Origin of the sequence: Pseudomonas peli, from assembly GCF_050563605.1 — a bacterium.
Classification (GTDB): Bacteria; Pseudomonadota; Gammaproteobacteria; order Pseudomonadales; family Pseudomonadaceae; genus Aquipseudomonas; species Aquipseudomonas peli_A.
The window spans coordinates 24476-47187 of record NZ_JBNXUH010000012.1; the positions used below are offsets into that span (position 1 = coordinate 24476).

Consider the following 22712-nt stretch of genomic DNA (forward strand, 5'->3'; position numbering starts at 1 on the left):
TCTAGTGATGGCCATGGTGCGCCTCCATTGGCTTGGTCGACGGCTCGGCGGGCTGCTGCGCCGGAGTTGTCTGGGTATCGGGCTCCTGGGCATACGGTTCTTGGGAATAGGTGCGCCAGCCGCCGATCCGGCCAACCAGATCATTGGCCTCGCGCCAGTCGTGCAGCGGTTGCGCGCTAAAACCCTGGTAGGCCTTGAGTGGCGATTGATAGTGCAGAGCCGGCGTGGCGGCTTGAGCGTCCAGCGGGTCGGGCGACTCGGCCCAGCTGCCGGCCGGCAGCAGCCATGCCAGGCAGATAAACGCCTGCCGGCGGGCAAAGAGAAAACGCATCATCGAATAGTCTCGCGTGCAGCGGCGCGCCTGCACTGCGCAGGCAAACACCGACTAATAGCTAAATACGCGTTACGCGGGCCTGGGCAGCAACTGCGCCAGGTGCGTCAACGCACGGTTTGGCTTAGGCGAGAAACAGGCGTGGGGGTCTTTCGGGGGTTTCGGCGATAAAGCCGACAAACTGATCCAGTCGCGCCAGGGACGGCTCGACCGCTTGCAGCGGAGAATTGCTGGCAACCACTGTGCTCAGGGCCGCCGCACCGACACAAAAGGCGCAGAGGCTGCACAGGCTGTTATCGGCAATTGGCATGGACTTGCTGGAGGTGTCGCTGGCGTGATGTTCACCATGGGCCGAGGCCTCAATAGGCTGAGCCATCACCATCGCGCCCGGATGATGCGCCGCCATTTGCGGATCAACCTGGGCCATCGCCCCGCTCTGCTGGGTTACCGCGCATAACTGCATACTGATGGCCGCCATGCTCTGCGCCGGGAGGGCGAGCATTAGCATCCAGATCAGAGCGGTACGCAGAGCTTTACCCATGGTGCGAGTTTGTCTTCAGCACGGTTGATGGGTCGGATTATCCACCCAATAGGCCATTTGTCCACACCCGAGCATGGGCAAATGCCCCCGTAGCTGGCTATGATCGGAGCCCATGACCAGCACCCCACCCTTGCGCCAACCCTGCCCACCCGGCGCCTGCGATTGCGGGCGCGAGCAACTGTTGCAGCAAGCAAACAGCGATGTGCGCATCCTTTTGCTTACCCGCACCGAGGAAAAGCGCCTGCTAGAGCGCCTGGAAAACCTTGAAAGCCTGGCGGACCTGGAAAAGCTGCAACGGCGCATCTACGAGCAACTCGGCGTGCGCGTCGCCGTCGCCCCCGGTTTCAACGAAGTGCGCAGCATGCGCGGCATCGCGATTCAGATCGATGAATTACCGGGGCTGTGTCGCAAAACCCGCCAGGCAATCCCCACCGCCATCCGCCGCGGTTTGGAAAAACGCCCGCAGATCGCCTACGACCTGCTTAACGCCCATGACCTGTTTCGGGATATTTAAGGGACTGGGGGCGGATGGTCGTGAGCTGGCAGAAAATGGCTAGAGGCGGGCCTCGATCATTTGCCCATTGCCGGTGACCGCGCGATTGACAGGCCCGCAATAATCAGCAGAATCGCCGTCCTTTTTTCGCGACTGGAAGTCCCTCGTGCAACGGATTGTGATTTTGGGCAATGCTGGCAGCGGCAAGTCCACTCTGGCTCGTGCCTTGAGCAAACACCTCAGTTTGCCCGTAGTGCACCTGGACACACTGTTCTGGGAGCCTGGCTGGGTCGAGCCAGACGCTGCGCAGTTCCGTGAAAGGGTCCGCAATGCGCTCACAACTGATGCCTGGATCTGCGAAGGCAACTACGCCCGACGCACTTTTGACCTGCGCCTGCCCAGCGCCGACCTGATCATCTGGCTTGATACGCCGCGACTGACCTGCCTGACGCGCGTTATCGTTCGTAGCGTATTGAACCGACCTCGCCCCGACCTTCCAGCAGGCTGTAGAGAGAACCTCGACCGGGCATTCCTGGCTTTTCTTAAATTCGTATGGCAGTTCGACCATGGCTACCGCCAAGGTATCGACGCAGTGCGTATGGCCATCGGTCCGAAGGTGCCAACGATGCATTTACGAGGCAGTCGAAAGATTGCCACCTTCCTTGATGGGTTGCCCGCAACACCTGCAACTCGGTCCAGCTAGAGCAATTGACGACCAGAAGAAAGGGATTACTACTCGTGGCAGAACAGTTCATTCGCCCACTCGCGCTCTGCATTTTTCATCATCACGGAAAAATACTGGTCAACCAATTCCACGATGCCGTTGAAAACATGACGCTGTTTCGCCCCATTGGTGGCGGCATTGAATTCGGCGAAAGGAGTCACGACGCCATCGTCCGGGAAGTGCAAGAAGAACTGGGCCGTTCGATCAGCGATATTCGCTTGATTGGCACGCTGGAAAGCATCTTCACCTACGCAGGCAAACCAGGGCACGAGATTGTTCAAGTCTACGATGCACGGTTTGACGACGCAGACGTCTATGAAAAACCTTGGCTAGACGGCCACGAAAGCGATGGCGCGCCGTTCAGAGCCAAGTGGCACTCCAGCTCCAGTTTCACCCCTGCATCACCGCTAGTACCTGAGGGACTCTACGATCTGCTCAAGCGAGCATTGCTGCTGTAACGGCGCAAAGGTAGGCCGGGGCTGGCCGTATGCCAATTAAGGCGATGTTGGCATAGGACGCAATTTTCAAACTCAAGGATCAGGCACATGGCATTCCTGCTAGAAAAAGCGCCCATTACTACCGCCCTGATGGAGGCTGACTTGGAGGATGCTCCTGGGCTCGACCTGCTTGCGACAAAAGCATGCCCTGTGGTTGTGCGGATGATTGACGGCATGGAGCACCTGCTGGTGTTCAAACATCCGCTAGCGGGTTACCAACTGGTGAAGGGCACCATTGAATTGGCTGAGCGGCCTGCCCATGCAGCCGTACGTGAGCTTGCTGAAGAATCGGGCATTCGTAATGCCCAGGCAGTAAGGGATCTAGGCAATTGGAACGCCGGGTACGAACAACAGATCTGGTCGTTTCAGCTTTGTGAGGTTGCAGAGTCGCTGCCCCACCAGTGGCGCTTCGACACACATGATGATGGCGGACATGTCTTTGAGTTCTTCTGGCATCCGTTGAAAGCGGATTTGCCCACGCCTTGTCACACGCTGTTTCAGGCAGCCTGGGCACAGATCAGAAACCGACTTTACGCCACCGACGCGGACACACATAAGCCCTTACAGGTGCTTTTACAGCAGGTCATCGCCACTCCAAAAAGCTAACCTGATTCGTACCGACTATGCCGAGGGAAACCTCAATCCCTCGCTAAGAAATCCTGCATGCACCTGACCTCGCTTCGACCCAAGCGCTTGCAGCCTCAGCGACGCCGTGTAGAATCCCGCGCCCGAAAATGCAGGAGACAACACGTTGGCCATTCACTATTACGCGTCCCAGGAAAATGTTGCATGCGGGCGCACTGGCTCGAACCTGAACAGCACCCAGGACGTTACTCAGGTGTCATGCAAGCTCTGCCTTCGCACCCTTGAAAAGGGCGCTACTGAACCTGTACGCAAGACACCCACCCTGGCTGAGCTTAGAGCCGAAGCAAAAGCCGCCAAAGCTGCCCTCGCAGCAGCTGAAATGGCGAAGGCGGCCCCTACCCTGACCCCTCGCGCCGAATGGCAGCAACGCCTGAAGCAACTGCCAGGTAAAAACCGCATCCCGCGCGGCGTAGTTCGGCAGACATTTATCTAATCGACTACCGACCCCGACCAGCCCACAACCTGCTGCGCGATGCATAGCAAGTGCTACTGAGGCTGCTTGAGCCGTGGGCAGTTGGGGCACAGTTCAACCTCTGGCAGCACGTAGCGGATGCAGCACAAGCGGCGCTGCCGCCAAGGGCGTACCTGGCCGTCGGCGTGCTCGATATCGATATAGCGGATAGGTGCATACAGCGGGTTGCGCGAACCATCCGGGCGTTGCGTGGCGCTCAGTAGGCGCTGGCCATCGAGCAATAGCTGCGGCTGATCGCTGCGCTTTTGCAGTTGCCCGAGCCAAGCCTCGAAGTAGTTGCCGGCGTTGCTCCAGAGCACTTTCGCCGATACTCCGGTATGGGCGCAGAGCGCCTGGATAAAGGGCTGCAGATTGTCATCGAGCAGATGGGCAAAGCGCTCGAAGGGATTCTGCGGCGGTGGTAGCGGCTCGCACGGCCCAGGCAGTTTGAACACCAGCGGCAAACCTTCGCCATCGACGATGATCGCCAGCTGTTCGATCCGCAGCGGCATGCGTTGGTCCAGCAGCAGCGCCGCACTGATCACCGGCGGAAACAGGCGCATAAAGTACTGATTGGCCCAGATCGACGCCAAGCCGCGCTGGTCCGCGGTCGCGAACTGCGGACGGAAGCGTGCCATCAACGTACTCAGTGTCTGCGGCTGAAGGAATTGCGCGCCACTGATTGCCTCGCGCGGATCATCCGCCGCCACAAAAACATTGCGGTAACGCGCCAGATCGCCACTGAACAGCGTGGCCAGCTCGGACAACATCTCTCCTTCCACAGAGGTATCCGTTGAGGTGGCTGGAGCAGCCGTTGCAGACAAATCAGTCGCCTCAGCAACAGCGTTCTTCTTGGGAAAATCCTTGGCGTGCAATGCCTTCATCCGTCAAAAAACACCAATAGTAACGCTAACGATTAGCGTTTGCGAAATACTGATTCATTACTTAAGATGCAGCCCGCGCCCAATCTAGAGCGGTTATGCACATGGATGATGTAGGACAGTCGAAAGCAGCCGTGCATCTGGCGATGCTGATCAACCTGCTTTCCATCGGCAGCCTGATGATGGTGATGCCCCTGGGTCCGGACCTTGTGCGCGACCTCGGCATGCAGGCCAGCCATGTTGGCTATATCAGTGGCGGCGCCACGCTCGCCTCGGCCCTGAGCATGGCTCTGGCGGCGCCCTGGCTGGATCGTCTGCAGCGCAAACAGGCGCTGGTGATCCTTCTGACCCTGCGCTTCGCCCTGCTGATGGCCTGCGCTCTGACCAGCAGCGCCGAACAGCTGATTCTGTTGTTTGTGCTCTCCGGCCTGGTTGCCGGGCCCATGGGCGCGCTGCTGATGGCAAGCATGCTCGACATCATCCCGCCGGCCGAACGCGGGCGAAAACTCGCCTATATCGGCATGGGCTTTTCTCTGGCGGCGATTGTGGTGGTGCCCCTGGCTCTGGAGCTGGCGCTGCGCTGGAGTTGGCAAGCGCCCTTTATCGTTTTCGGCGGTGTGGGCTTGGCGCTGGCGTTGTTGTGTCACCTGCTGCTGCACATTCAGGCCAGCGCTTCTCGGCCCAGCGGCTCGGTGCTGCCGTTGCTGAAATCGCCGCTATGCCTGGGCGCACTGGCGATCACCGCGTTGCAGATATTCGGCCACTTTCTGCTGGTGCCGCATTTCTCCAACTACTTCCAGTTCAACCTGAATTTTCCGCGCGAGCAGATCGGCCTGCTGTTTCTCTGCGGCGGCCTGGCCAGCCTGGCGGCCATGCGCCTGGGCGGTATCTGGATCGACCGTGGCCAGGCATTGACGGTGATTCTGCTCAGCAGCGGCGGTTTAGCGCTGACCACGCTGCTGGGTTTCGCCATGCCGATTGGCCTGTCGATTTACCTGGTCTTCGTGCTGTTTATGGCCGCCAGCGCAGTGCGCACCAACAGCAGTATGACCATCGCTGCAGTGATCCCGCCGCCGCACCAGCGCGCCGCCTTTATGGCGTTTCAGGGCACCGTCAGCAATGTCGCGGCCGGGCTCGGCAGCCTGTTTTCGGCGCTCTACCTGAGCACGGGTGCAGACAACCAGCTTCAGGGCTTCACCCAGTTGAGCGGCTTTTATGTGGTCGTCGGAATACTCACGGGGGTGGGTATGTGGTTGCTCCAGCGCGGTATCCGGCGACGCGACGCCGCCAGCCACACCGCAGGCATAACAACACAGGCGGGCTGAAACCGCCGATCACCAGTGATCAGCTGTAAACGCGTCAACACCTACTCAAATGGAACCTGTCATGTCTTTTGTCAGAAACATCAATCGCCGTCGCGCCATCTCGGTGGGCGTACTGGGTGGTCTGCTGCCTTTCGCGGCGCTGGCCGACAACAGCGTCACCCTGGAAGACAGCATCGTCACCGCCTCGCAAACGGCCCACAGCCAGTTGAGCGTGCCCGCCAGCGCCTCGGTCATCACCCGCGCTGAACTGGAGAAGATGCCGGTCTATGACCTGGCCGATGCGGTAAAGCGCCTACCTGGCGTACACATCAATACCTCGTCGGCCTATGGCCGCAAGGAGATCAAGATTCGCGGCATGGATTCGGACTACACCCTGCTGCTGGTCAACGGCCGCCGCATCAACTCGCGTGACGCCCTGACCTCCAATTACGCCAACGACTTCGACCTGTCCTCGATCCCCATGGCAGCGGTTGAGCGCATCGAAGTGATCCGTGGCCCGATGTCTTCGCTGTACGGCGCCGATGCCCTCGGCGGCGTGGTCAACGTGATCCTGCGTCAGCCCACCAACAGCACCGAAGCCGGCGTGGCCTACAGCTACGAGCACCCGACCAAGGGGGATAACGGTGACCGTCACATCAGCAGCGGCTACCTCAGCGGCGCGCTGATTGAAGACAAGCTGCTGGGCAATCTGATTGTCGAATCCACCGACCAGGCCGCCTGGCAAACCGACAAGCTCAGCCTCAAGGGCACCGACGCCACGGAAAAGCGCCAGGGCGCCAATGTGCTGGGCTCACTGAGCTGGTTGCTCGACGAGCAGCAGAGCATCGACCTGGACTTCAGCCACCGCAAGGATGAGCGCAAGGCACGCTGGAACAACGCCGGCGCCCCTGCCCCGCTGGTCACTAATGAGCAGGAAATGGATCGCACCACTTTCGGTCTGTCCCATAACGGCAACTGGGACAGCTTCAACTCCCGCGTGCGCTACTACTACGAAAAGGTCGACCTGACCGACGACTCGCAGATCATGACCACCCTGCGCGGCCGTGTGGGTGAAGTGGAGCAGAATAACCACACCGTAGACGGCCAGATCTCAACCACCTTGGGCAGCCATCTGCTGACCGCTGGTAGCGAGCTGCGTCGTACCACCCTGGAGCACAACCAGAACCTCGGCGAGGAAACCGAAGTCGACCAGAAAGCCGTCTACCTGCAGGACGAGTTTTCCCTTGGCGCCCTCGATATCACCCTCGCCGGACGCTGGGATGACCACGAAGTATTCGGCGGCGCATTCAGCCCGCGCCTCTACGGCATCTACAACCTAACCGACAACTGGGTGCTCAAGGGCGGTGTCGGCAAGGCCTTCAAGGCACCGGACATTACCCAGTCCGACGAGAATTACAGCGTGCTGGCTTGCCGTGGTATGTGTCAGATCGTCGGTAATCCGGACCTGAAACCGGAAACCTCGGTCAGCTATGAGCTGGGCACCCTGTATCAGGACGAGCGCCTGCAAGCCGGCATCATGTTCTTCAACAACGAGATTGAAGACATGATCGTCAGCGACAGCTGGCGGCCGCCGCTCTACCGGCCACGTGTCATGACGTACACCAACGTCAGCAAGGCGCGTATTCAGGGTTATGAGCTGCAGGGCAGCTACGCCTTTACCGATGCGGTTACAGCACGTGCCAACTACACCTATTCCGACGCCGAAAACCGTGACACGGGCAACGAGCTGAACTACAGCCCGAAGCACGTTGGCAATATCGGCCTCGACTGGCAGGCCCTGCCGAAACTGGGTCTGAACCTGGACTACCAGTACACCGGCAACCAGATGCTGGTCATCCCCAACAACGCCTCCAGTGTTGAATCGGACGCCTACCACACCGTCAGTCTGGGCACCAAGTTCCAGGCCACCAAGGAGCTCGCGCTCAAGGCCGGGGTAAACAACCTGACCGATAGCAAACGCGATGACGTGGCGCAGTCCATCGACCATCTCCTGATGGGCCGCACGGTATTCGTCGGCTTTAGCTACGACCTGTAACACCCGTACCCCGGCGACACCTGTCGCCGGGGTTACACGAATTCTGCCCAGTAGAACCATGAGCCAACTAACCCGCACCCTCCATATTCAGCAACGTCACGTCCTGCTCGCCGGCAGCCTGTTACTGCTCGGCCTGCTGGCACTATCCCTGGCCACCGGTGCCGGGCAATACGGCGCGTCGGATGTGCTCGGTTTTCTAATGGGCAACCCCAGCAGCCTGGCCGATGACAAACTGGCCATGGTGGTTAACAGCCTGCGCCTGCCGCGCACCCTCGCCGCGTTGCTGGTCGGCGCCAGCCTGGCACTGGCCGCTACCCTGTTGCAAAGCGCCACCCGCAACCCACTGGCCGAACCCGGCCTGCTCGGGGTCAACGCTGGCGCGGTGCTCGGCCTGGTGGTCGGGCTGATCTACTTTGGCGTCGAATCGACCCAGGGTTACCTGCTCTGGGCCGGTGCCGGGGCGCTGCTGGGCAACCTGCTGGTGCTCGGCATCGGCGTAATGCTTGGCCAGGCCAGCCCGCTCAAGCTGATCCTCGCCGGCATGGCGCTGGCGGCGGTGTTCGGCGGCATCGCCAACTTTCTGTTGCTCTCCACCCGGGTGGCGCTGGAGCAGTTTCGCTACTGGAACCTCGGTTCACTGTCGGCCTCCGAACTGTCGGCAGTGAGCACGGTCAGCCCATTGGCGCTGCTCGGCCTGGTGCTCGCCGCCCTGCTCTGCCGGCAACTGACCCTGATGCAGATGGGCGACAGTCAGGCCCGCGCCCTGGGCATTTCGACCACCTGGGTGCGCGTTGGTGTGCTGCTCGCCGCCACCCTGCTGACCGCCTGCGCCATCGCCCTGGCCGGACCAATCAGTTTTGTCGGCTTTCTGGCTGCCTACAGCGCGCGTCTGCTGGAACCGGTAGCGCTGCTACGCCAGCTGTTGTTTTCCAGCCTGTTCGGCATGCTGTTTCTGCTCGCCGCCGACATCCTCGCGCGCTGGTTGGTGCAACCCTACGAGCTGCCGGTCGGCACCCTCCTCGCTGCGCTAGGCGCACCGGCCTTGATCGCCATCGTTCTGCGCGGCGGCTTCCGTTCTCTATTGGCGGTGAAGTAAACATGCCCAGCCATCAACCCTCCGGGCTCTGGCATCTGCGTCTGGGTCAGCTGAACCTGCTGCTGCATCGGCGCACCTGGCTGCTCAGCCTGCTGGTGCTTACGGTGCTGTTGGCGCTGGTGATCATGGCCATCAGCCTCGGCTCCGGGCGCATGGGCGTGCTCGATGTGCTGGCCACACTGAGCGGCCAGGGCAGCAAGCTCAATGACATCATGGTGTTCAAGATCCGCATGCCACGGGTCGCCGCTGTGGTTGTCGCAGGACTCGCCATGGGCATGGCCGGCTGCCTGATCCAGACCCTGGTGCGCAACCGCCTGGCCACCCCGGATATGGTCGGGGTCAACGAAGGCGCATCGCTGGCAGTGATCGGTTTTGCTCTTTATTTGACTGTTGGCAGTTGGCCCTGGTGGGCCTCGCCGTTGGGTGCGGCGCTGGCTGCGGTAGCGCTGTTCGTGCTGTGCCGCCGGCCTGGCGAGCAGGGTTATCTGTTTATTGTGATTGGTATCGCCCTGTCGGAGCTGCTCGGCGCCATCGGTGATTTTATGATGGCCACGCAGCCGCTGGTGCACCTGGGCAGCATCTACCTGTGGACCATGGGCCATTTCGCCGGAGCCAGCTACCAGACGGTCACACCAATTGCGTTGATTCTGTTGGCGCTCTGCCCGCTGCTGGCCTGGCTTAACCGCCCGCTGGCGCTGCTGCGCTTCGGCGAGGCGACGGCGCAGAACCTCGGCATCAAGGTCGCGGCGCTGCAACTGGCAGTGCTTGGCGTGGCGATTCTGGTGGCGGCGCTGGGCACCGCCATCGGCGGCCCGGTGATATTTATCGCCATGGTCGCGCCGATCATCGCCTCCTGGCTGGCCCGCGATCACCTCGCGCCGATTTGGCTGGCAGCGCTATGTGGCGCGGTGCTGCTGGTGGGCAGCGACACCCTGGTACGCCTGCTGGCACAGCCCGAAGAAATCCCCACTGGGACCATGACCCGCCTGCTTGGCGGCGTTCTGCTGCTGATCCTGTTGCTCAAAGACCGCAAAGGCTCCGATTGATGCCCCTGTTACCCACGCCGATACCCCAGCCCCTACCTGCGCAACTGCGTGCGCATAACCTGAGCTTCGCCTACCAGGCCAAGAGCGTGCTGCAGGACGTCTCGTTCGAGCTGCCCAAGGGCAAGCTGATCGGCATTGTCGGGCCCAACGGCAGCGGCAAATCCACCCTGCTCAAGCTGCTGGCGCGGCAACTGCCATTGCAGGGCGGCCAAGTCGAACTCAACGGCATACCGCTGCAACGCTACGCAATGAAAGCCCTGGCCCGCGAGCTGGCCTTTCTGCCGCAGCGCCCGGTGATGGCCGAAGGCATTCGCGTCGAACAACTGGTGCAATACGGCCGCCATCCGCACCAGGGCTGGTTCAACCAGTGGAGCGCGGAAGACGCCCGCCAGGTCGCCCGCGCCCGCGATGCCATGCAGCTGCAGGACATCTGGCAACAGGTCGCCTCCTCGCTGTCCGGCGGCCAGGCCCAGCGCGCCTGGCTGGGCATGATCCTGGCGCAGAACACCGACCTGGTGCTGCTCGACGAACCCACCAGCGCTCTGGATATCGGCCACCAGGCCGAGGTTATGGAAGCGGTGCTGAATATCGCCGGCGAGGGCCGCACCGTGCTGATCGTGATTCACGACCTGGGGGTGGCCGCGCGCTACTGCGATGAAATCATCGCCCTCGACAACGGCCGTATCGCCGCCATGGGCCCGGCCCGCGAGGTGATCAATAAAACCCTGGTCGACCAGCTCTACCACACCGACGTGGACATCCTCGCGGCGCCTGATGACGGCGCCCCCGTGGTGGTGCCACGCCGGCGCAAGCCCGCCCACTCTGAACAGGACTAATCCGATGACTACTCTATTGCGCTGGAGCCTGCCCCTGCTGCTGGTCAGCCAGCTGTTAAGCGCGGCCGCCGTGGCCGACACTCGCCAGATCGAAGACGCCTTCGGCAACCCGGTTACTGTGCCGAGCGCGCCGCAACGGGTAATTACCCTCAGTGAACTGGATCTGGATGCGGCGCTGGCCCTGGGCATCACCCCAGTGGGCACGATTAACGGCCGTGGTCAGGCCGCGCCGCCGCGTTACCTCGACAGCCAAGCGGTGGCCGGGATCAAGGTAGTCGGTGATATCGACAACCCCAACCTGGAAACCCTGCTGGAGCTGGAACCCGACCTGATCCTCACCGGCCCGGTAAAACCCGAGCAACTGGCGATCCTCAATGAAATCGCCCCAACAGTGATCACCTTCGCCTGGGCCAAACCCTGGCAGGAAAGCCTGCAACGCACTGCCAACGCGCTCAACCAAAGCGCTGCCGCCGATGCGCTGCTGGCACGCTACAACGCCCGCGCCGCCGAAGCCCGCGAACGCTTGAAGGCTCACCAGGGCGAGACCTTCAGCATCGTGCGCTGGAACCCCAAAGGCCCGTCCTACATGTTCAAGGATGCTTTCGCCAGTAGCGTGATCAGCGACCTAGGCCTGGTTCGCCCGAGCTACCAGCAAGACCCCGGGCACACCCACTCCATGGCCCTCAGCCTGGAGTCGCTGCAACTGCTGGATGCCGACTGGCTGGTGATCGGCACCCTGAGCACCAGCGGCGAAGCCGTGGAAGCCCTGCAACAGGCCGAACAGACCCCAGCGTTCAAGCAACTGTCGGCAATCCAGGGTAAACGCTTCGGCGCAGTCGATGGCTCACTCTGGACCTCGCTCGGCGGCCCGCAAGCAGCGTTGCAGGTGATCGCTGATATTGAGCAGCTGCTCGGCAAGGCCGACGCTCAGCCGCTCAAGAACTAAGCGATTGGACCGTGCGTAGCCAAGATGCAATCCGGGCTACGTACAACTTATTCAGGAGCCGGCAGGCGCTTGCGATCCAGCTTGCCACTGGCGGTTTTCGGCAGGCTGTCGAGTAGAAGAATGCGCGCCGGAATCATGTAGTGCGGCAGCCATTGCTGCAGCCCCCGGCGAATGGTCATACGGCCCAGACCAGCGCCCTCGCGCAGTTCCACGTACGCCACCAGACAGGCTTCATCGCCGCTGCCATGCAAGCGCACTGCCGCGTCTTGCACGCCGTCGATACGCCGCAGACAGACTTCGATCTCACCCAGCTCGATGCGAAAGCCACGTAGCTTGATCTGCTCGTCGCGCCGTCCCAGATAGCGGTAGGCATCCTCGCCGACCCGCTGCACGCGGTCACCGGTGCGATACAGCTGGCGGCCTTGCCAGGCAATAAAGCTCTGTGCGGTCAGATCCGCGCGCGCCCAGTAGCCGCTGGTCAGCGACGGCCCTTCGATACACAGCTCGCCCTCGCCGCCAATGGCCAAGGCTTCACCCGCCTCGTTCAGCACCCAGTGACGGTAGCCATCAAGGGATTGACGCAGCAATACGCCCTGCTCGCCGAGCGGCAATTGCACCTGCGCCATCAGCGACCAGACCGTGGCCTCTGTGGGGCCATAGCAATTCCACAGTTGGCCAACCAATGGCGCCAGGCGCTCAGCCAGGGGCGCATCCAGTGCCTCGCCGCCGCACAGCGCAGTCAGCCCCGCACGTCCCGGCCAGCCGGCCTTGAGCAGCATGCGCCAGAACGCTGGGGTGGCCTGCAGAGTGTTGATTTCGGGATGCTCGGCCAAGAGCCTGAGCAACGCGTCTGGGTCCTTGTGCGCCGGGTTGCCGACCACTTCCAGCGCACCACCGGCCCATAGCGGGCCGAGCATTTCCAGCAGGGAGATATCAAAGGCTGGGGTGGTGATAAACAGCCAGCGGGTGGCGCTGCCCAACTGCAGCCTGCGGCTAGCGGCGCTGAGGAAATTGGCCAGGGCGCGGCGGCTGATCACCACCCCCTTGGGCCGTCCGGTGGAGCCCGAGGTGAACATCATATAGGCCGGCAGTTGCTCATCCAGCGCCGGCCAACTCAGCTCGCCGCCCTCACCTTCTTGTAGGTGCAGGCTCGGCATAGCGAAGCGGCCTTCGCCCCCGGCATCCTGCAACACCAGCGCCAGTTCGGCGTCGTCGGCAATGCCCTGCAACCGTTCAAGGGGGAACTCCGGGTCCAGCGGCACAAAGCACAGGCCGTTATGCAGGCAGGCGAGCGTCGCTGCCAACAGATCGGCCGAGCGCTGCAGGTACAGGCCAACCCGTGTTCCGGGCGGCACGCCCCGCGCCGTCAGTTGCGCGGCAATCGCCGCAGTACGTGCGGCCAGACGCGCGTAGCTATAACTGTCGCCAGCCCAGCCCAGCGCGGGCGCGCCGGCATGCTCGACGAACACCTGCGCCAGGTGGGTGCCCAGCAGTGGCACGCCGAGGTTCTGTTGCATCACTGTCATGGCTGCACCGCCACGGCAAGCTCGGCCAGTTCACTGAGGTGCTGACGCAGACGCTGCAGCAGCTGCTCGCTGAGGTCACCGCGCAAACAGCCGATCTGCCGCAGGGTCAGGCGACCATCAAAAATCCCGCCATGCAGGCTGATCAGCTCCGCCGAACGGTTGTCCGCCGCACTCGGCCGGCCCGGCGCGATGGGCAACGGCTGCCAGTCGCCCTGGCCGCTGCGCGCACTGCCCAGGTAATTCAACGCCACGGGCGGCAACGGCAAGGGGTTGGGTTCCGCCAGGCTGGCGCGCAAGGGCATATAACCGACGCCGTTATCCGGCACCTGGCGCAGCTGCTCGGCGCATTGCGCGATCAGCTGCGCCCAATCCGCCTGATCATCCAGCACCAGCGGGTACATGCTGGTGAACCAGCCCAGGGTGCGGCTGACATCCAGGCTCGGGTCTATCGACTCGCGGCCATGGCCTTCCAGCAGAATCCACTGGCGCTGACCGAGGCCCATCTCGCGCAGAGCACGGGTCAAGGCAGCCAGCAACAGGCTGCGCACCTCACAGGCAAATACCTGGGTGGCGTGCTGGCTAAGTTGCTGAGTTAGCGCCGGTTCCAGCTCAAGTAGATGCACCTGGGTCGGCTCGACGCTGATCCAGTCGTCCGCGATGCGATAGTCCATCGCCGCCATGCGCTCGCGCCAGAAGCGCAGCTGCGCTCCGGCTTGCAGCACATAGGCGAGCAAGCCCTGGCCCCACTGGCGATAGCTGCTGGTCTTGGCCGGCAGCGCTTCGCCACGGTGTAGGCGCGCCAGGTCATCGGCGAGGATGCGCCAGGACACCGCATCGACCACCAGGTGGTGACAGGCGATAAACAGCCCGCGGCCCTGCGGCAGGTTTTCTACCAGCGCCCAGCTGAGGCTACGCCCCAGCATCGGCTCGAAGTGGCTTTGCAGCTCGGTCAGCGCCGTTTGCAAACCGGCTTCGCCCAGTTCGGCGTAATCGAGGGTTGCTGGGGCCGCCAGCGGCAGATTCTCCAGGTAACGCTGACTGGTCGGCGTCACCGCCAGGCGCAGGGCATCGTGATGCTGCAACAGCTGCTGCAGATAACCGCGCAACTGCGTCACCGCAATGCCCGCAGGCAGGCGCAGCAATACGCCCTGATTCCAGTGCTGCGGGGTGGCCAGCGGTTGCTCGTAGAACCAGCGCTGAATCGGCTGCAAGGGGAACTCGCCAGTCAGCACGCCCTGTTCGGCCTGCACCGCAATATCATCACGCTTGCTGCCCAGCACCCGGCACAGGCGGCGCACTGTCTTGGCCTCGAACACTTCCTTGACCGAGCAGGGATAGCCGGCATCGCGCAGGCGCGTGGTCAGCTGGATACTCAGAATCGAATCGCCGCCCATCTGGAAGAAGTCGCTCTGCACGCCGAGCGGCTGATTCAGCACGGCCTGCCAGATGGCGAGGATCTCGGCCTCGAGCGGGTTGGCCGGCGGCGTATGCTCCCCGCAGGCCGCCAGGTCGATCTTCGGCAACTGGCGCAGGTCGAGCTTGCCATTCGGGGTCAGCGGCATCTGTTCGAGCAGCACCAAGCTGCTCGGCACCATATATTCCGGCAGGCGCTGCGCCACGTCATGCAGCACCGCCTCGACCGCAGGCTGCGCCTCACCGGGCTTGAGCGCCGCGTAGGCGACCAGGGCCTGGCGCTGGCCATCGCGCAGCACCAGCACCTTGACCTGTTGCAGCGCCGGGCAGCTGAGGCTCAGCTGGGTTTCGATCTCCCCCGGCTCGATGCGGTAGCCGCGCAGTTTGATCTGCTCATCGAGGCGGCCCAGGTATTCATACTCACCATTGCCCAACAGCCGCGCGCGGTCGCCGCTGTGGTACAGGCGCAGGGTGACGCCGGCCACGCAGTGTTCGCGGAACACCGCTGCCGTGCGCTGCGGCTGGTTCAAATAGCCGCGCGCCAGACCGAGGCCCGCCAGGCACAGTTCACCCGGCACGCCGACCGGGCAGAGGTTGCCCAGCTCATCAAGAATCAGCGCCTGCATACCGTCGATGGGCGTACCGATGCTCAGACTGCTGCCTGGCAGCAAATGCTTGCAGAGCGCAGTCACCGTAGCCTCGGTTGGCCCATACATATTGATCAGGCGCACGCGTCCGGCCCAGCGCTCGATCAACCCGGTCGGACAGGCCTCACCGCCGAAGCCGATGGCCTGCAAAGCCGGCAACTCACGCTCGGGCAGGGTAGCGAGCAACGCGGTGGGGAAGATCATATGGCTGCTGGCACTGCGTTCGAGCTGCTCCAGCAGGCCCTCGTCCGGGTCGCCCCAGACCAGGCTCGCGCCGTGGGTTAGCGGCAGCAGCGCACACATATTGCCGGCATCGAAGGACAGCGACATGCAGTTGAACATGCGCGCCTCGCAGCCCAGTTGCAGGCGCTGGGCGTGGTCCTGCAGCAGGTTGACCAGGCTGCCCTGCTCGACCATCACGCCCTTGGGCAAACCGCTGGAACCGGAGGTGTAGATCACTTGGGCGAGCTGCTGCGGGTCGTGGCCGAGCGCCGGGGTGGTCGGCGGCATGCCGTCCAGTTGCGCCTGCAGGTTGGTATCCAGCAGATCAACCCAGCGCACACCGGCGTCCAGCGCGAAGGGTGGTTCGCCCTGAGCGACGATCAGCTCGATGCCAGCGTCGCCAAGGATGTGCTGCAAGCGTTCGCGCGGGTAAGCCGGGTCCAGCGGCACGTAGGCGGCGTTGATTTTCCAGATGGCCATAACCGCCACCGCGAAGGCATTTTCGCGGCGCGCCAGTACGCCCAGCAGCGCCCCCGGGCCGCAGCCCTGGCTCAGCAGCCAATGCGCCAGGCGATTAGCTCGCGCGTCCAGCTCGGCATAGCTTATCGCCTGCTCGCCAACGCCCAGCGCCGGACGCTGCGGATGCAGCCGCGCCATGTCCTCGAACAAGCCTAGCGCCGTGCGCCGATTGGGATACTCGCGAGGCAACGCAGCCAAGCGCGCGGCGGTTTGCTGCACCAGCGACTGATCGAGCAGCGGCAGCGCCCAGATATCCATCTCGGGTTGTTCGACCACAGCGTCCAGCAGCAACAACAGGCGTTCGGCATAACGCTCGACCGTGGCGTGCTCGAACAGCGCTGTGGCGTACAACCAGTCAACCCGCACCGAGTCCATCAACTCGGTGACCTTGACCGAGATATCGGTCTTGGCCGGCAGCACCGGCGAGGTCTCCTCGACCGCCTGGCAACCGGGAATCAGGTCGTTGAAATCGACCCGCGCCTGGTATACCAGCATGATCTGAAAAATCGGGTTGATCGCCGTGTGGCGATCCATGCCCAACGCTTCGCTAAGCGCCTCGAAGCGGTAAAGCTGGTGGTCGAAGGCCTCCAGATCATCCTTGCGGCAAGCCTGCAGGTAATCACTAAAACTCTGCTGCTCCGGCAGCTGGGTGCGCAGCACCAGGGTGTTGACGAAAAAGCCCACCAGCCCTTCGATATCCGGGCGTTCGCGGTAGGCCAGCGGCGTGCCGATAACAATGTCGCGCTCACCACTGTGGCGCGCCAGCAGCAGCGCGAACAGCGCATGCAGGCCAATAAAGGGCGAAGTGTTGTGGCGCTGGCAGAGCTGCTTGAAACGCGCCCACAGCGCGTTGTCGATGGTCGAGAAGACCAGCTCGCCGCCACTGGCCTGATGCGCCGGACGCGGCTTGTCCAGCGGCAGGCTGTGCACATCGGCAATGCCGCGCAGGCGCTCGACCCAGAACGGTTTGAACTGCTCGTGGTAGTCACGGAACAGCGGCGAGTTGAACCAGCTGGCGTAGTCGATGTAGTTCAGCGCCGGCGCTTGCCAGTTCAATGGCTGGCGATTCTGGAAGGCCAGAAACGCGGTCTTCAGATCGGCAAACATATTCTTCACCGACCAGCCGTCGGAGATGATGTGGTGCTGGGTGATCAGCAGCACATGCTCACGCGCGCCGAGGCGCAGCAGGTGCACGCGGGTCAGCTCGCCCGTGGTGAGGTCGAAGGGCCGGTTGATCTCCTCGCGCACCCGTTGCGCCACCTGCGCCTCACGGGCTGGTAACTCGAGTGCGGATAAATCCTCGACATCCAGCTGCAACGGTCGGTGCGGCAAAATCTGCTGTTCGCCACGGCCCTGGGCATTACGCACAAAGCGCGTGCGCAGGCTGGCGTGGCGCTCCGCCAGTGCATCGAAGGAAAACGCCAGCGCAGGCACATCCAGCTCGCCGGTCAGGCGGAAATACACCGGCATGTTGTACAGGTGCGAGCTTTCCTCGTACTGCTCGATAAACCACAAGCCGCTCTGCGACGACGACAGCGGGCCGCTTTCGGCGTGCTGCGCCTGGATCGGCGCGGCAAAGGCGTTGGCGGCAGCCAGGCAGGTGACAATGGCGTCGCGGTTAGCGCGGATCAGCTGGCCCAACTCTGGGGTGATGGCGTCCTTGCTCGACTGGGAAACCAGCTGGCCCTGGGCATTCAGACTCAACTGCACGCCCTGGCGGGCCAGCTGGTTCAGCAGGCCGATGATATTAGTGTCCATTAACTACCTCTTAGTCGGTCAGGCTTGCGCCGCCGTCAACCACGATGTCTTGCAGGGTGATGTGGCTGGCCAGGTTGGAGGCCAGGAACAGCACGACGCTGGCGACCTCTTCCGGGGTGGCGATCTTCTGCAGCGGGATGCCCAGCTTGAACTGCTCGGGAAAGCCGGCGATGGTGCGCGCCGCTGCATCGGCGCTGTGCCACATGCCGCGCTGCATTGGCGTGTCGGTGGAACCCGGCGACACCAGGTTGCAGCGCACGCCATGGGTCGCCAGCTCCAGGCCGGCGGTGCGGATCAGACTGCTCAAGGCCGCCTTGGACGCGCTGTAGGCAGCCATCTGCATGCGCGGCACATGCGCCGCGTTACTGCTCACCGCCACCACCGCGCCGCGCCGCCAGGCCTTGAAGCGTGGCATCAGCTGACGCAGCAGGTAAAACGGCCCGGAGACATTCACCCGCAGGCAGGCATCCCAGTCCTCCAGTGCCAGCTCCTCAATCGGCGCCAGACGCAGCACGCCGGCGACACTGGCCAGCACATCGATCACCCCGTGGGCACCCAGCAGCTCAAAGCAGGCCTGCTGCACCGCCTGGGCATCGCCAATATCCAGCACATAGCGGGTAAAGCCGTAATTCTGCTCGGGGAAGCTCAGATCGAAGCCGATCACCTGCCCACCCAACTGGGCAAACCCCTCCGCCACGCTGCGGCCAATGCCCTGGCCGGCACCGGTGACCCAGATGGTCTGACCGCTGAAATCCATTTGTCTGTTCATTTGCATGACGCTTCCTTACCAGACCTGTTCCACCTGCGCTTCACTCTGCAGCACGCGGCTGTCGAGGAAGTGGCAAAAGTCCGCCAGCCGCGGGTGATCGAAAACATCGGAAACCTTCACCGCCGTGCCGAACTCACTGGCCAGACGGTTGACGATCTGGATGGTCTGCAGCGACTGCCCGCCCAGTTCGAAGAAGTTGTCAGCGGCCTGAATCGCGCTGACGCCGAGAATCTGCTGCCAGATGCTGCGCACCCGTTGCTGGGTCTCATCGTCCAACGCCTGCTCGCGGGAGCCTTGCAGGTACTCCGTTTGCAGGCGCTTGCGGTCGAGCTTGTTGGTGGCGGTGCGCGGCAACGCCGGGTAGTGCCGGTAGTCGGTCGGCACCATGGCCGCCGGCAGCAGCTTGCTCAGCTCCTGGCGAATGCCGCGCACGTCATCCCGCGGACCACTGATAAAGGCCACCAGCCGGCGCAGCCCACCGCCCAGTTCCAGGCCCTGCACGCAGGCCTCATCGACGCCACTCAAGGCCAGCAGGCGCGACTCGACTTCGCCGGGCTGGATGCGATAGCCGCTGATCTTGAACTCGTTATCCAGACGGCCGAGGTAAACCAGCCGGCCTTCCTCTATCCGCACCCGGTCACCAGTGCGGTAGACCTGTGTCTGCTGCGCGCCGATCAGCAGGCTGGCAAAGGCTTGCGAATCGCTGCCAAGGTAGCCGTTGGCTAACTGCGCGCCGCACAGCACCAGCTCGCCCTCCTCGGCCGGGCGTTCGCCACGGCCCAGCACCAGCGCCGTGACGGCGGCCAGCGGCTGACCAATCGGCAAGTTGGCGCTACTCGTTAGGCTATCGCTGGCCGGCGCAACACCTTGCAGATCGCAGGTAGTCGCCACCACCGTGGTTTCGGTCGGACCATAGGTGTTGATCAGGCGAATCGCTGGCGGGGCCATGCGCTGCCAGGCCGTGAGTTGTTCGGGATAAACCGCCTCGCCGCCGATGATCACGCTCTTCAACCCACCCGGCACCTGCACCAGGCCGGCGCGCAGGGCCACCACCCATTCGTTCCAGAAGGCGGTTGGCAGGTCGAGCACGCTGATTTCCAGCTGTTCGAGACCCTCGACAAAGGCGCTGATCGACTCCAGCAGCGCATCGGTACGCAGCACCAGCGTCGCGCCGGCGCTGAGGCTGACAAATACCTCCTCGATGCTGGCGTCGAAGTTGAACGGGGCGAACTGCAGCATGCGATCGGTGGCATCCACGCCATAACGCAGGCGCGCCGCCTGGATAAAGTGGTCCAGCGCGCGGTGGCTGACTTCCACACCCTTGGGCGTACCGGTAGAGCCGGAGGTGAACATCAGGTAGGCCGCTGCCTCGCCCTGACGCGGCGCGCAGAGGCGCTTGGCGCTGTGCAGCACGCCAGCCAGTTCGACCGGGCCGCTGTAGCTATCGGCCAGGCGATGGCGGAACGCCGCCTCGGTAACCACCAGCGCCAGCTGCGCGGTGGTGCAGATCAGCCGCTGGCGTTCGCCAGGCTGCTCCGGATCGAGCGGCACATACACCGCCCCGGCCAACAGCACGCCGAGCTGCACGACAATCGCCTCGGGGCTGCGACTGAGCATCACCCCGACCCGCTCGCCCGGCTGCACGCCACGTTCACTCAAGGCGGAGGCGATGGTTTCGGCCTGCGCCTGCAATTCGCCGTAGGTAAGCCTGCGCTCGCCCTGGCACAGCGCCAGGTGCTGCGGCTGGCGTTCGGCCTGGACGCGAATGGCCTGCAGCACACTGCCGACCTCAGCCATGGCGGCCTGCTCGCTGGCTGGCGCGCTAAGCAAATGTTGCGCGCGGTATTGCGCGCTCCAGGCGCTCAGCAACTGATCACGCGGCTGTTGCGGGGCCTGCAACCAGGCGGCCAGCAGGCTGAACAATTCCTCCTGCAACGCGCGCACCTGCGCCTGGCTGTAGCACGCCGGGTTGGCGTCGTAATCCAGCAGCGGCACACCGTTAGCCCCCAGGTGCACTTCCAGGGTCAGGTCTTCCACCGGGCCGGCGCTCAGGCTCAAGGTGCGCGCCGGACAGTCGCCGAAGGTCTGCGGTCGGTCGAACGGCATGATATTGATCAGCGGACCGAACAGACGCTGCTCGCCGCCAACCCGACCGAGGTCGCGACGCAGTGACTCGTAGCGGTAATGCTGATGTTTGCGGCTGCTGCGGCGCAGCTTGCCGATGCTCTGTGCGGCTTCTAGCAGATTGGCCTGATCGCTCAGATCGAGACACAGCGGGGCGATGTTCATCTGCATGCAGGGTACGTTGAAGGAGGCCGAACCCATGCGGTTCATCACCATCAGGCCGAGCACCTGGGCGGCGCTACCGCTGACCTGGCGCAGCTGTGCCGACATTGTGGCCAGCAGCAGGTCTGGCCAGCCAAGCTTGTTGGCCTCGGCCAGTTGATTCAGGGCCTGCCAAAGCGCCGGCGGGAACGCCGCCGAATGACGAAGGAAGGTCGCCGAAATCGGCGCGACACGCTCGCTAAAGCTGACTGCCTCAGGCAGTGCGCCCAGCTGTTCACTCCAGTAGTCGCGGGCTGCGGTCGTGCGGCCCTGGCTGTCGCGCTCGGCATCCTCACTCAGCACGGCGGCGTAGTCGCCGAACTCGCAAGGCGCGCCCGGCTCACCGCGCAGAGACGCACCGTACAAATCGGCAACGCGCTGATAGAGCAGGTTGCTGCCGTAGCCATCGAGGGCGATGTGGTGAATGCAGCCGTAGAGAAAATCCACCTGCTCGCCCTGCAGCAGAGTGAAGCGACATGGCTGCTCGCGTTCCAGATCGAACGGCTGGCGAATCTCGGCCATGCCCCACTGCTGCACCCAGGCCTGGGCATCGACCCCATCCGGTATTTGCACCTGCGCCACACTGAGCGGCAGCTCGGCAGAGTTGAACCACACCTGCTCGCCATCGACCACGAAATGCCCGGACAGCGCTTCGCACTCGCTGACCGCCTGGCGCAGCGCGGCGAGCAGCGGCGGCGCCTGGATCTTGCCGGCGAAGGCGATGCATTCGGCGGTGTTGAACATGGCGCGGTCTTCATTCAGCACATAGCCGTGCCACAGGCCCTGCTGGGCTACTCCCAAGCGCCTCATGCGGCACCGCCATGCTGTTCGATCAGGCTCCACCAGCCGTTCAGCGTCGGCGTCTTGGCCAGGTCGGTAAAGCTCAGTTCCAGACCTTGCGCGCGCCACTCACTGAGCAGCGCCATCACCTGAATCGAGTCAAGGCCGTAGTCGAGCAGGTTCTCGTCGGGGTCGAAGGGTTCGTCCAGCTCATCCAGCAGGCTCAGCAGGCGCGCCTGCAAGGCGGCGCGGGTCAACGCCGGTGCGGCGGTGCGGCCCAGGCTGAGCACATCAGCGCAGCGAATCACCTGGCCGCAGCGCGTCGCCACATAATTCAGCGCCATCTGGTGGTCGGCCTGATTAAAGTCGGCCACGCCATCGGCCAGCAGGAACGGCTGGATGTCACGCATAAAGGCGTCGCAGGCGGTCATCAGGCAGCCGATATGGGCGTAGATGCCGCCGATGATCAGTTGATCGCGACCCAGTTCCTTGAGCATGTGCTCCAGCGGCGAGCGCTGAAAGGCGCTGTAGCGCCACTTCACCAATACCGTGTCGTCAGACTCCGGGGCCAGCCCGGCGATGATCGCCTGGCGCTCGGGGTGCTGGGTAATGCCCGGCCCCCACATGTCGTTGAGCAGGGCCCGCTCGGCGTCGCTTTGCTCGCCGGGCTGGGCGGTGTAGACCACCGGAATGCCCAGCGCCTTGCACTGCGCACGCACAGCCACCAGACGTTCGACCAAGGCCTGAACGAAGGCGCTGTCGGCCTCCCAGAAGTCGGCGAAGTACGCCTGCATATCGTGAATCAACAACACCGCGCGGGCAGGATCAAGCGTCCACTTGACCTTGTTTGGCGTCCATTCGCTGGGGATGCTGTAGGGCTGCAGAGCCGGGATAGCCATGAGGGGA

19 protein-coding genes are annotated in these 22712 nt (G+C 63.3%); 11 read left to right on the forward strand and 8 right to left on the reverse strand.

Features of this window, described 5'->3' with window-relative positions:
• Nucleotide 1: 1 nt before the first annotated feature.
• Together ACQ4LH_RS15360 and ACQ4LH_RS15365 are read right to left on the reverse strand one after the other, a co-directional pair.
• Nucleotides 2-334 carry a hypothetical protein gene (locus ACQ4LH_RS15360; protein ID WP_430697946.1) on the reverse strand — a complete coding sequence of 111 codons (333 nt, stop codon included), beginning with the start codon at nucleotides 332-334 and terminating at the stop codon, nucleotides 2-4.
• 121 nt (nucleotides 335-455) lie between these two features.
• Complete coding sequence (locus tag ACQ4LH_RS15365; protein WP_430697947.1) at nucleotides 456-872, reverse strand: hypothetical protein; 417 nt, start codon at nucleotides 870-872, stop codon at nucleotides 456-458.
• 112 nt (nucleotides 873-984) lie between these two features.
• Between ACQ4LH_RS15365 and ACQ4LH_RS15370 the strand changes: the two genes are divergently transcribed.
• The 5 genes from ACQ4LH_RS15370 (at nucleotide 985) to ACQ4LH_RS15390 (ending at nucleotide 3664) form a co-directional block, all read left to right on the forward strand.
• Nucleotides 985-1386, forward strand: a complete 402-nt coding sequence (locus ACQ4LH_RS15370) for a hypothetical protein (protein ID WP_430697948.1) — start codon at nucleotides 985-987, stop codon at nucleotides 1384-1386.
• A 145-nt stretch (nucleotides 1387-1531) separates the two neighbouring features.
• On the forward strand, nucleotides 1532-2068 hold the full coding sequence (locus ACQ4LH_RS15375; RefSeq protein WP_430697949.1) for an AAA family ATPase: 537 nt from the start codon (nucleotides 1532-1534) through the stop codon (nucleotides 2066-2068).
• Nucleotides 2069-2103: 35 nt separating this feature from the next.
• A complete protein-coding gene (locus tag ACQ4LH_RS15380; protein ID WP_430697950.1) occupies nucleotides 2104-2547 on the forward strand; it encodes an NUDIX hydrolase in 444 nt (147 codons plus the stop codon).
• Nucleotides 2548-2634: 87 nt separating this feature from the next.
• A complete protein-coding gene (locus ACQ4LH_RS15385) occupies nucleotides 2635-3192 on the forward strand; it encodes an NUDIX hydrolase (protein WP_430697952.1) in 558 nt (185 codons plus the stop codon).
• Nucleotides 3193-3337: 145 nt separating this feature from the next.
• Nucleotides 3338-3664, forward strand: coding sequence for a hypothetical protein (locus tag ACQ4LH_RS15390; RefSeq protein WP_430697953.1), 327 nt, complete (start codon nucleotides 3338-3340; stop codon nucleotides 3662-3664).
• 53 nt (nucleotides 3665-3717) lie between these two features.
• Here the strand turns inward: ACQ4LH_RS15390 and fhuF are convergent, their stop codons facing one another.
• On the reverse strand, nucleotides 3718-4452 hold the full coding sequence (gene fhuF / locus ACQ4LH_RS15395) for a siderophore-iron reductase FhuF (RefSeq protein ID WP_430697954.1): 735 nt from the start codon (nucleotides 4450-4452) through the stop codon (nucleotides 3718-3720).
• 215 nt (nucleotides 4453-4667) lie between these two features.
• Between fhuF and ACQ4LH_RS15400 the strand changes: the two genes are divergently transcribed.
• The 6 genes from ACQ4LH_RS15400 to ACQ4LH_RS15425 all read left to right on the forward strand — a co-directional run bounded on the left by ACQ4LH_RS15400 (nucleotide 4668) and on the right by ACQ4LH_RS15425 (nucleotide 11847).
• Nucleotides 4668-5888: an MFS transporter gene (locus tag ACQ4LH_RS15400; RefSeq protein ID WP_430697955.1), complete on the forward strand. Its 1221-nt coding sequence runs from the start codon at nucleotides 4668-4670 to the stop codon at nucleotides 5886-5888.
• A 61-nt stretch (nucleotides 5889-5949) separates the two neighbouring features.
• Nucleotides 5950-7923, forward strand: coding sequence for a TonB-dependent receptor plug domain-containing protein (locus ACQ4LH_RS15405; RefSeq protein WP_430697956.1), 1974 nt, complete (start codon nucleotides 5950-5952; stop codon nucleotides 7921-7923).
• Between the two features lie 58 nt (nucleotides 7924-7981).
• A complete protein-coding gene (locus ACQ4LH_RS15410) occupies nucleotides 7982-9019 on the forward strand; it encodes a FecCD family ABC transporter permease (RefSeq protein ID WP_430697957.1) in 1038 nt (345 codons plus the stop codon).
• 2 nt (nucleotides 9020-9021) lie between these two features.
• Nucleotides 9022-10065, forward strand: a complete 1044-nt coding sequence (locus ACQ4LH_RS15415) for a FecCD family ABC transporter permease (RefSeq protein WP_430697958.1) — start codon at nucleotides 9022-9024, stop codon at nucleotides 10063-10065.
• On the forward strand, nucleotides 10065-10901 hold the full coding sequence (locus ACQ4LH_RS15420; RefSeq protein ID WP_430697959.1) for an ABC transporter ATP-binding protein: 837 nt from the start codon (nucleotides 10065-10067) through the stop codon (nucleotides 10899-10901). The genes ACQ4LH_RS15415 and ACQ4LH_RS15420 overlap by 1 nt, the downstream gene beginning before the upstream one ends.
• 4 nt (nucleotides 10902-10905) lie before the next feature.
• Nucleotides 10906-11847: an iron-siderophore ABC transporter substrate-binding protein gene (locus ACQ4LH_RS15425; RefSeq protein WP_430697960.1), complete on the forward strand. Its 942-nt coding sequence runs from the start codon at nucleotides 10906-10908 to the stop codon at nucleotides 11845-11847.
• Nucleotides 11848-11894: 47 nt separating this feature from the next.
• On the opposite strand, the gene ACQ4LH_RS15430 is transcribed toward ACQ4LH_RS15425, so the two are convergent.
• Genes ACQ4LH_RS15430 through ACQ4LH_RS15450 form a run of 5 tightly spaced genes read right to left on the reverse strand, consistent with a single transcriptional unit; the run spans nucleotide 11895 to nucleotide 22705 of the window.
• Entirely contained in the window at nucleotides 11895-13373 is a 1479-nt protein-coding gene (locus ACQ4LH_RS15430) for an amino acid adenylation domain-containing protein (protein ID WP_430697961.1), read from the reverse strand.
• Nucleotides 13370-17932, reverse strand: a complete 4563-nt coding sequence (locus tag ACQ4LH_RS15435) for an amino acid adenylation domain-containing protein (protein ID WP_430697962.1) — start codon at nucleotides 17930-17932, stop codon at nucleotides 13370-13372. Before ACQ4LH_RS15435 ends, ACQ4LH_RS15430 begins: the two co-directional genes overlap by 4 nt.
• Nucleotides 17933-17942: 10 nt before the next feature.
• Nucleotides 17943-18701, reverse strand: a complete 759-nt coding sequence (dhbA, locus tag ACQ4LH_RS15440) for a 2,3-dihydro-2,3-dihydroxybenzoate dehydrogenase (protein ID WP_430698025.1) — start codon at nucleotides 18699-18701, stop codon at nucleotides 17943-17945.
• A 15-nt stretch (nucleotides 18702-18716) separates the two neighbouring features.
• On the reverse strand, nucleotides 18717-21836 hold the full coding sequence (locus tag ACQ4LH_RS15445) for an amino acid adenylation domain-containing protein (RefSeq protein ID WP_430697963.1): 3120 nt from the start codon (nucleotides 21834-21836) through the stop codon (nucleotides 18717-18719).
• Nucleotides 21833-22705, reverse strand: a complete 873-nt coding sequence (locus ACQ4LH_RS15450) for an isochorismatase family protein (protein WP_430697964.1) — start codon at nucleotides 22703-22705, stop codon at nucleotides 21833-21835. The genes ACQ4LH_RS15445 and ACQ4LH_RS15450 overlap by 4 nt, the downstream gene beginning before the upstream one ends.
• Between the last annotated feature and the right edge of the window lie 7 nt (nucleotides 22706-22712).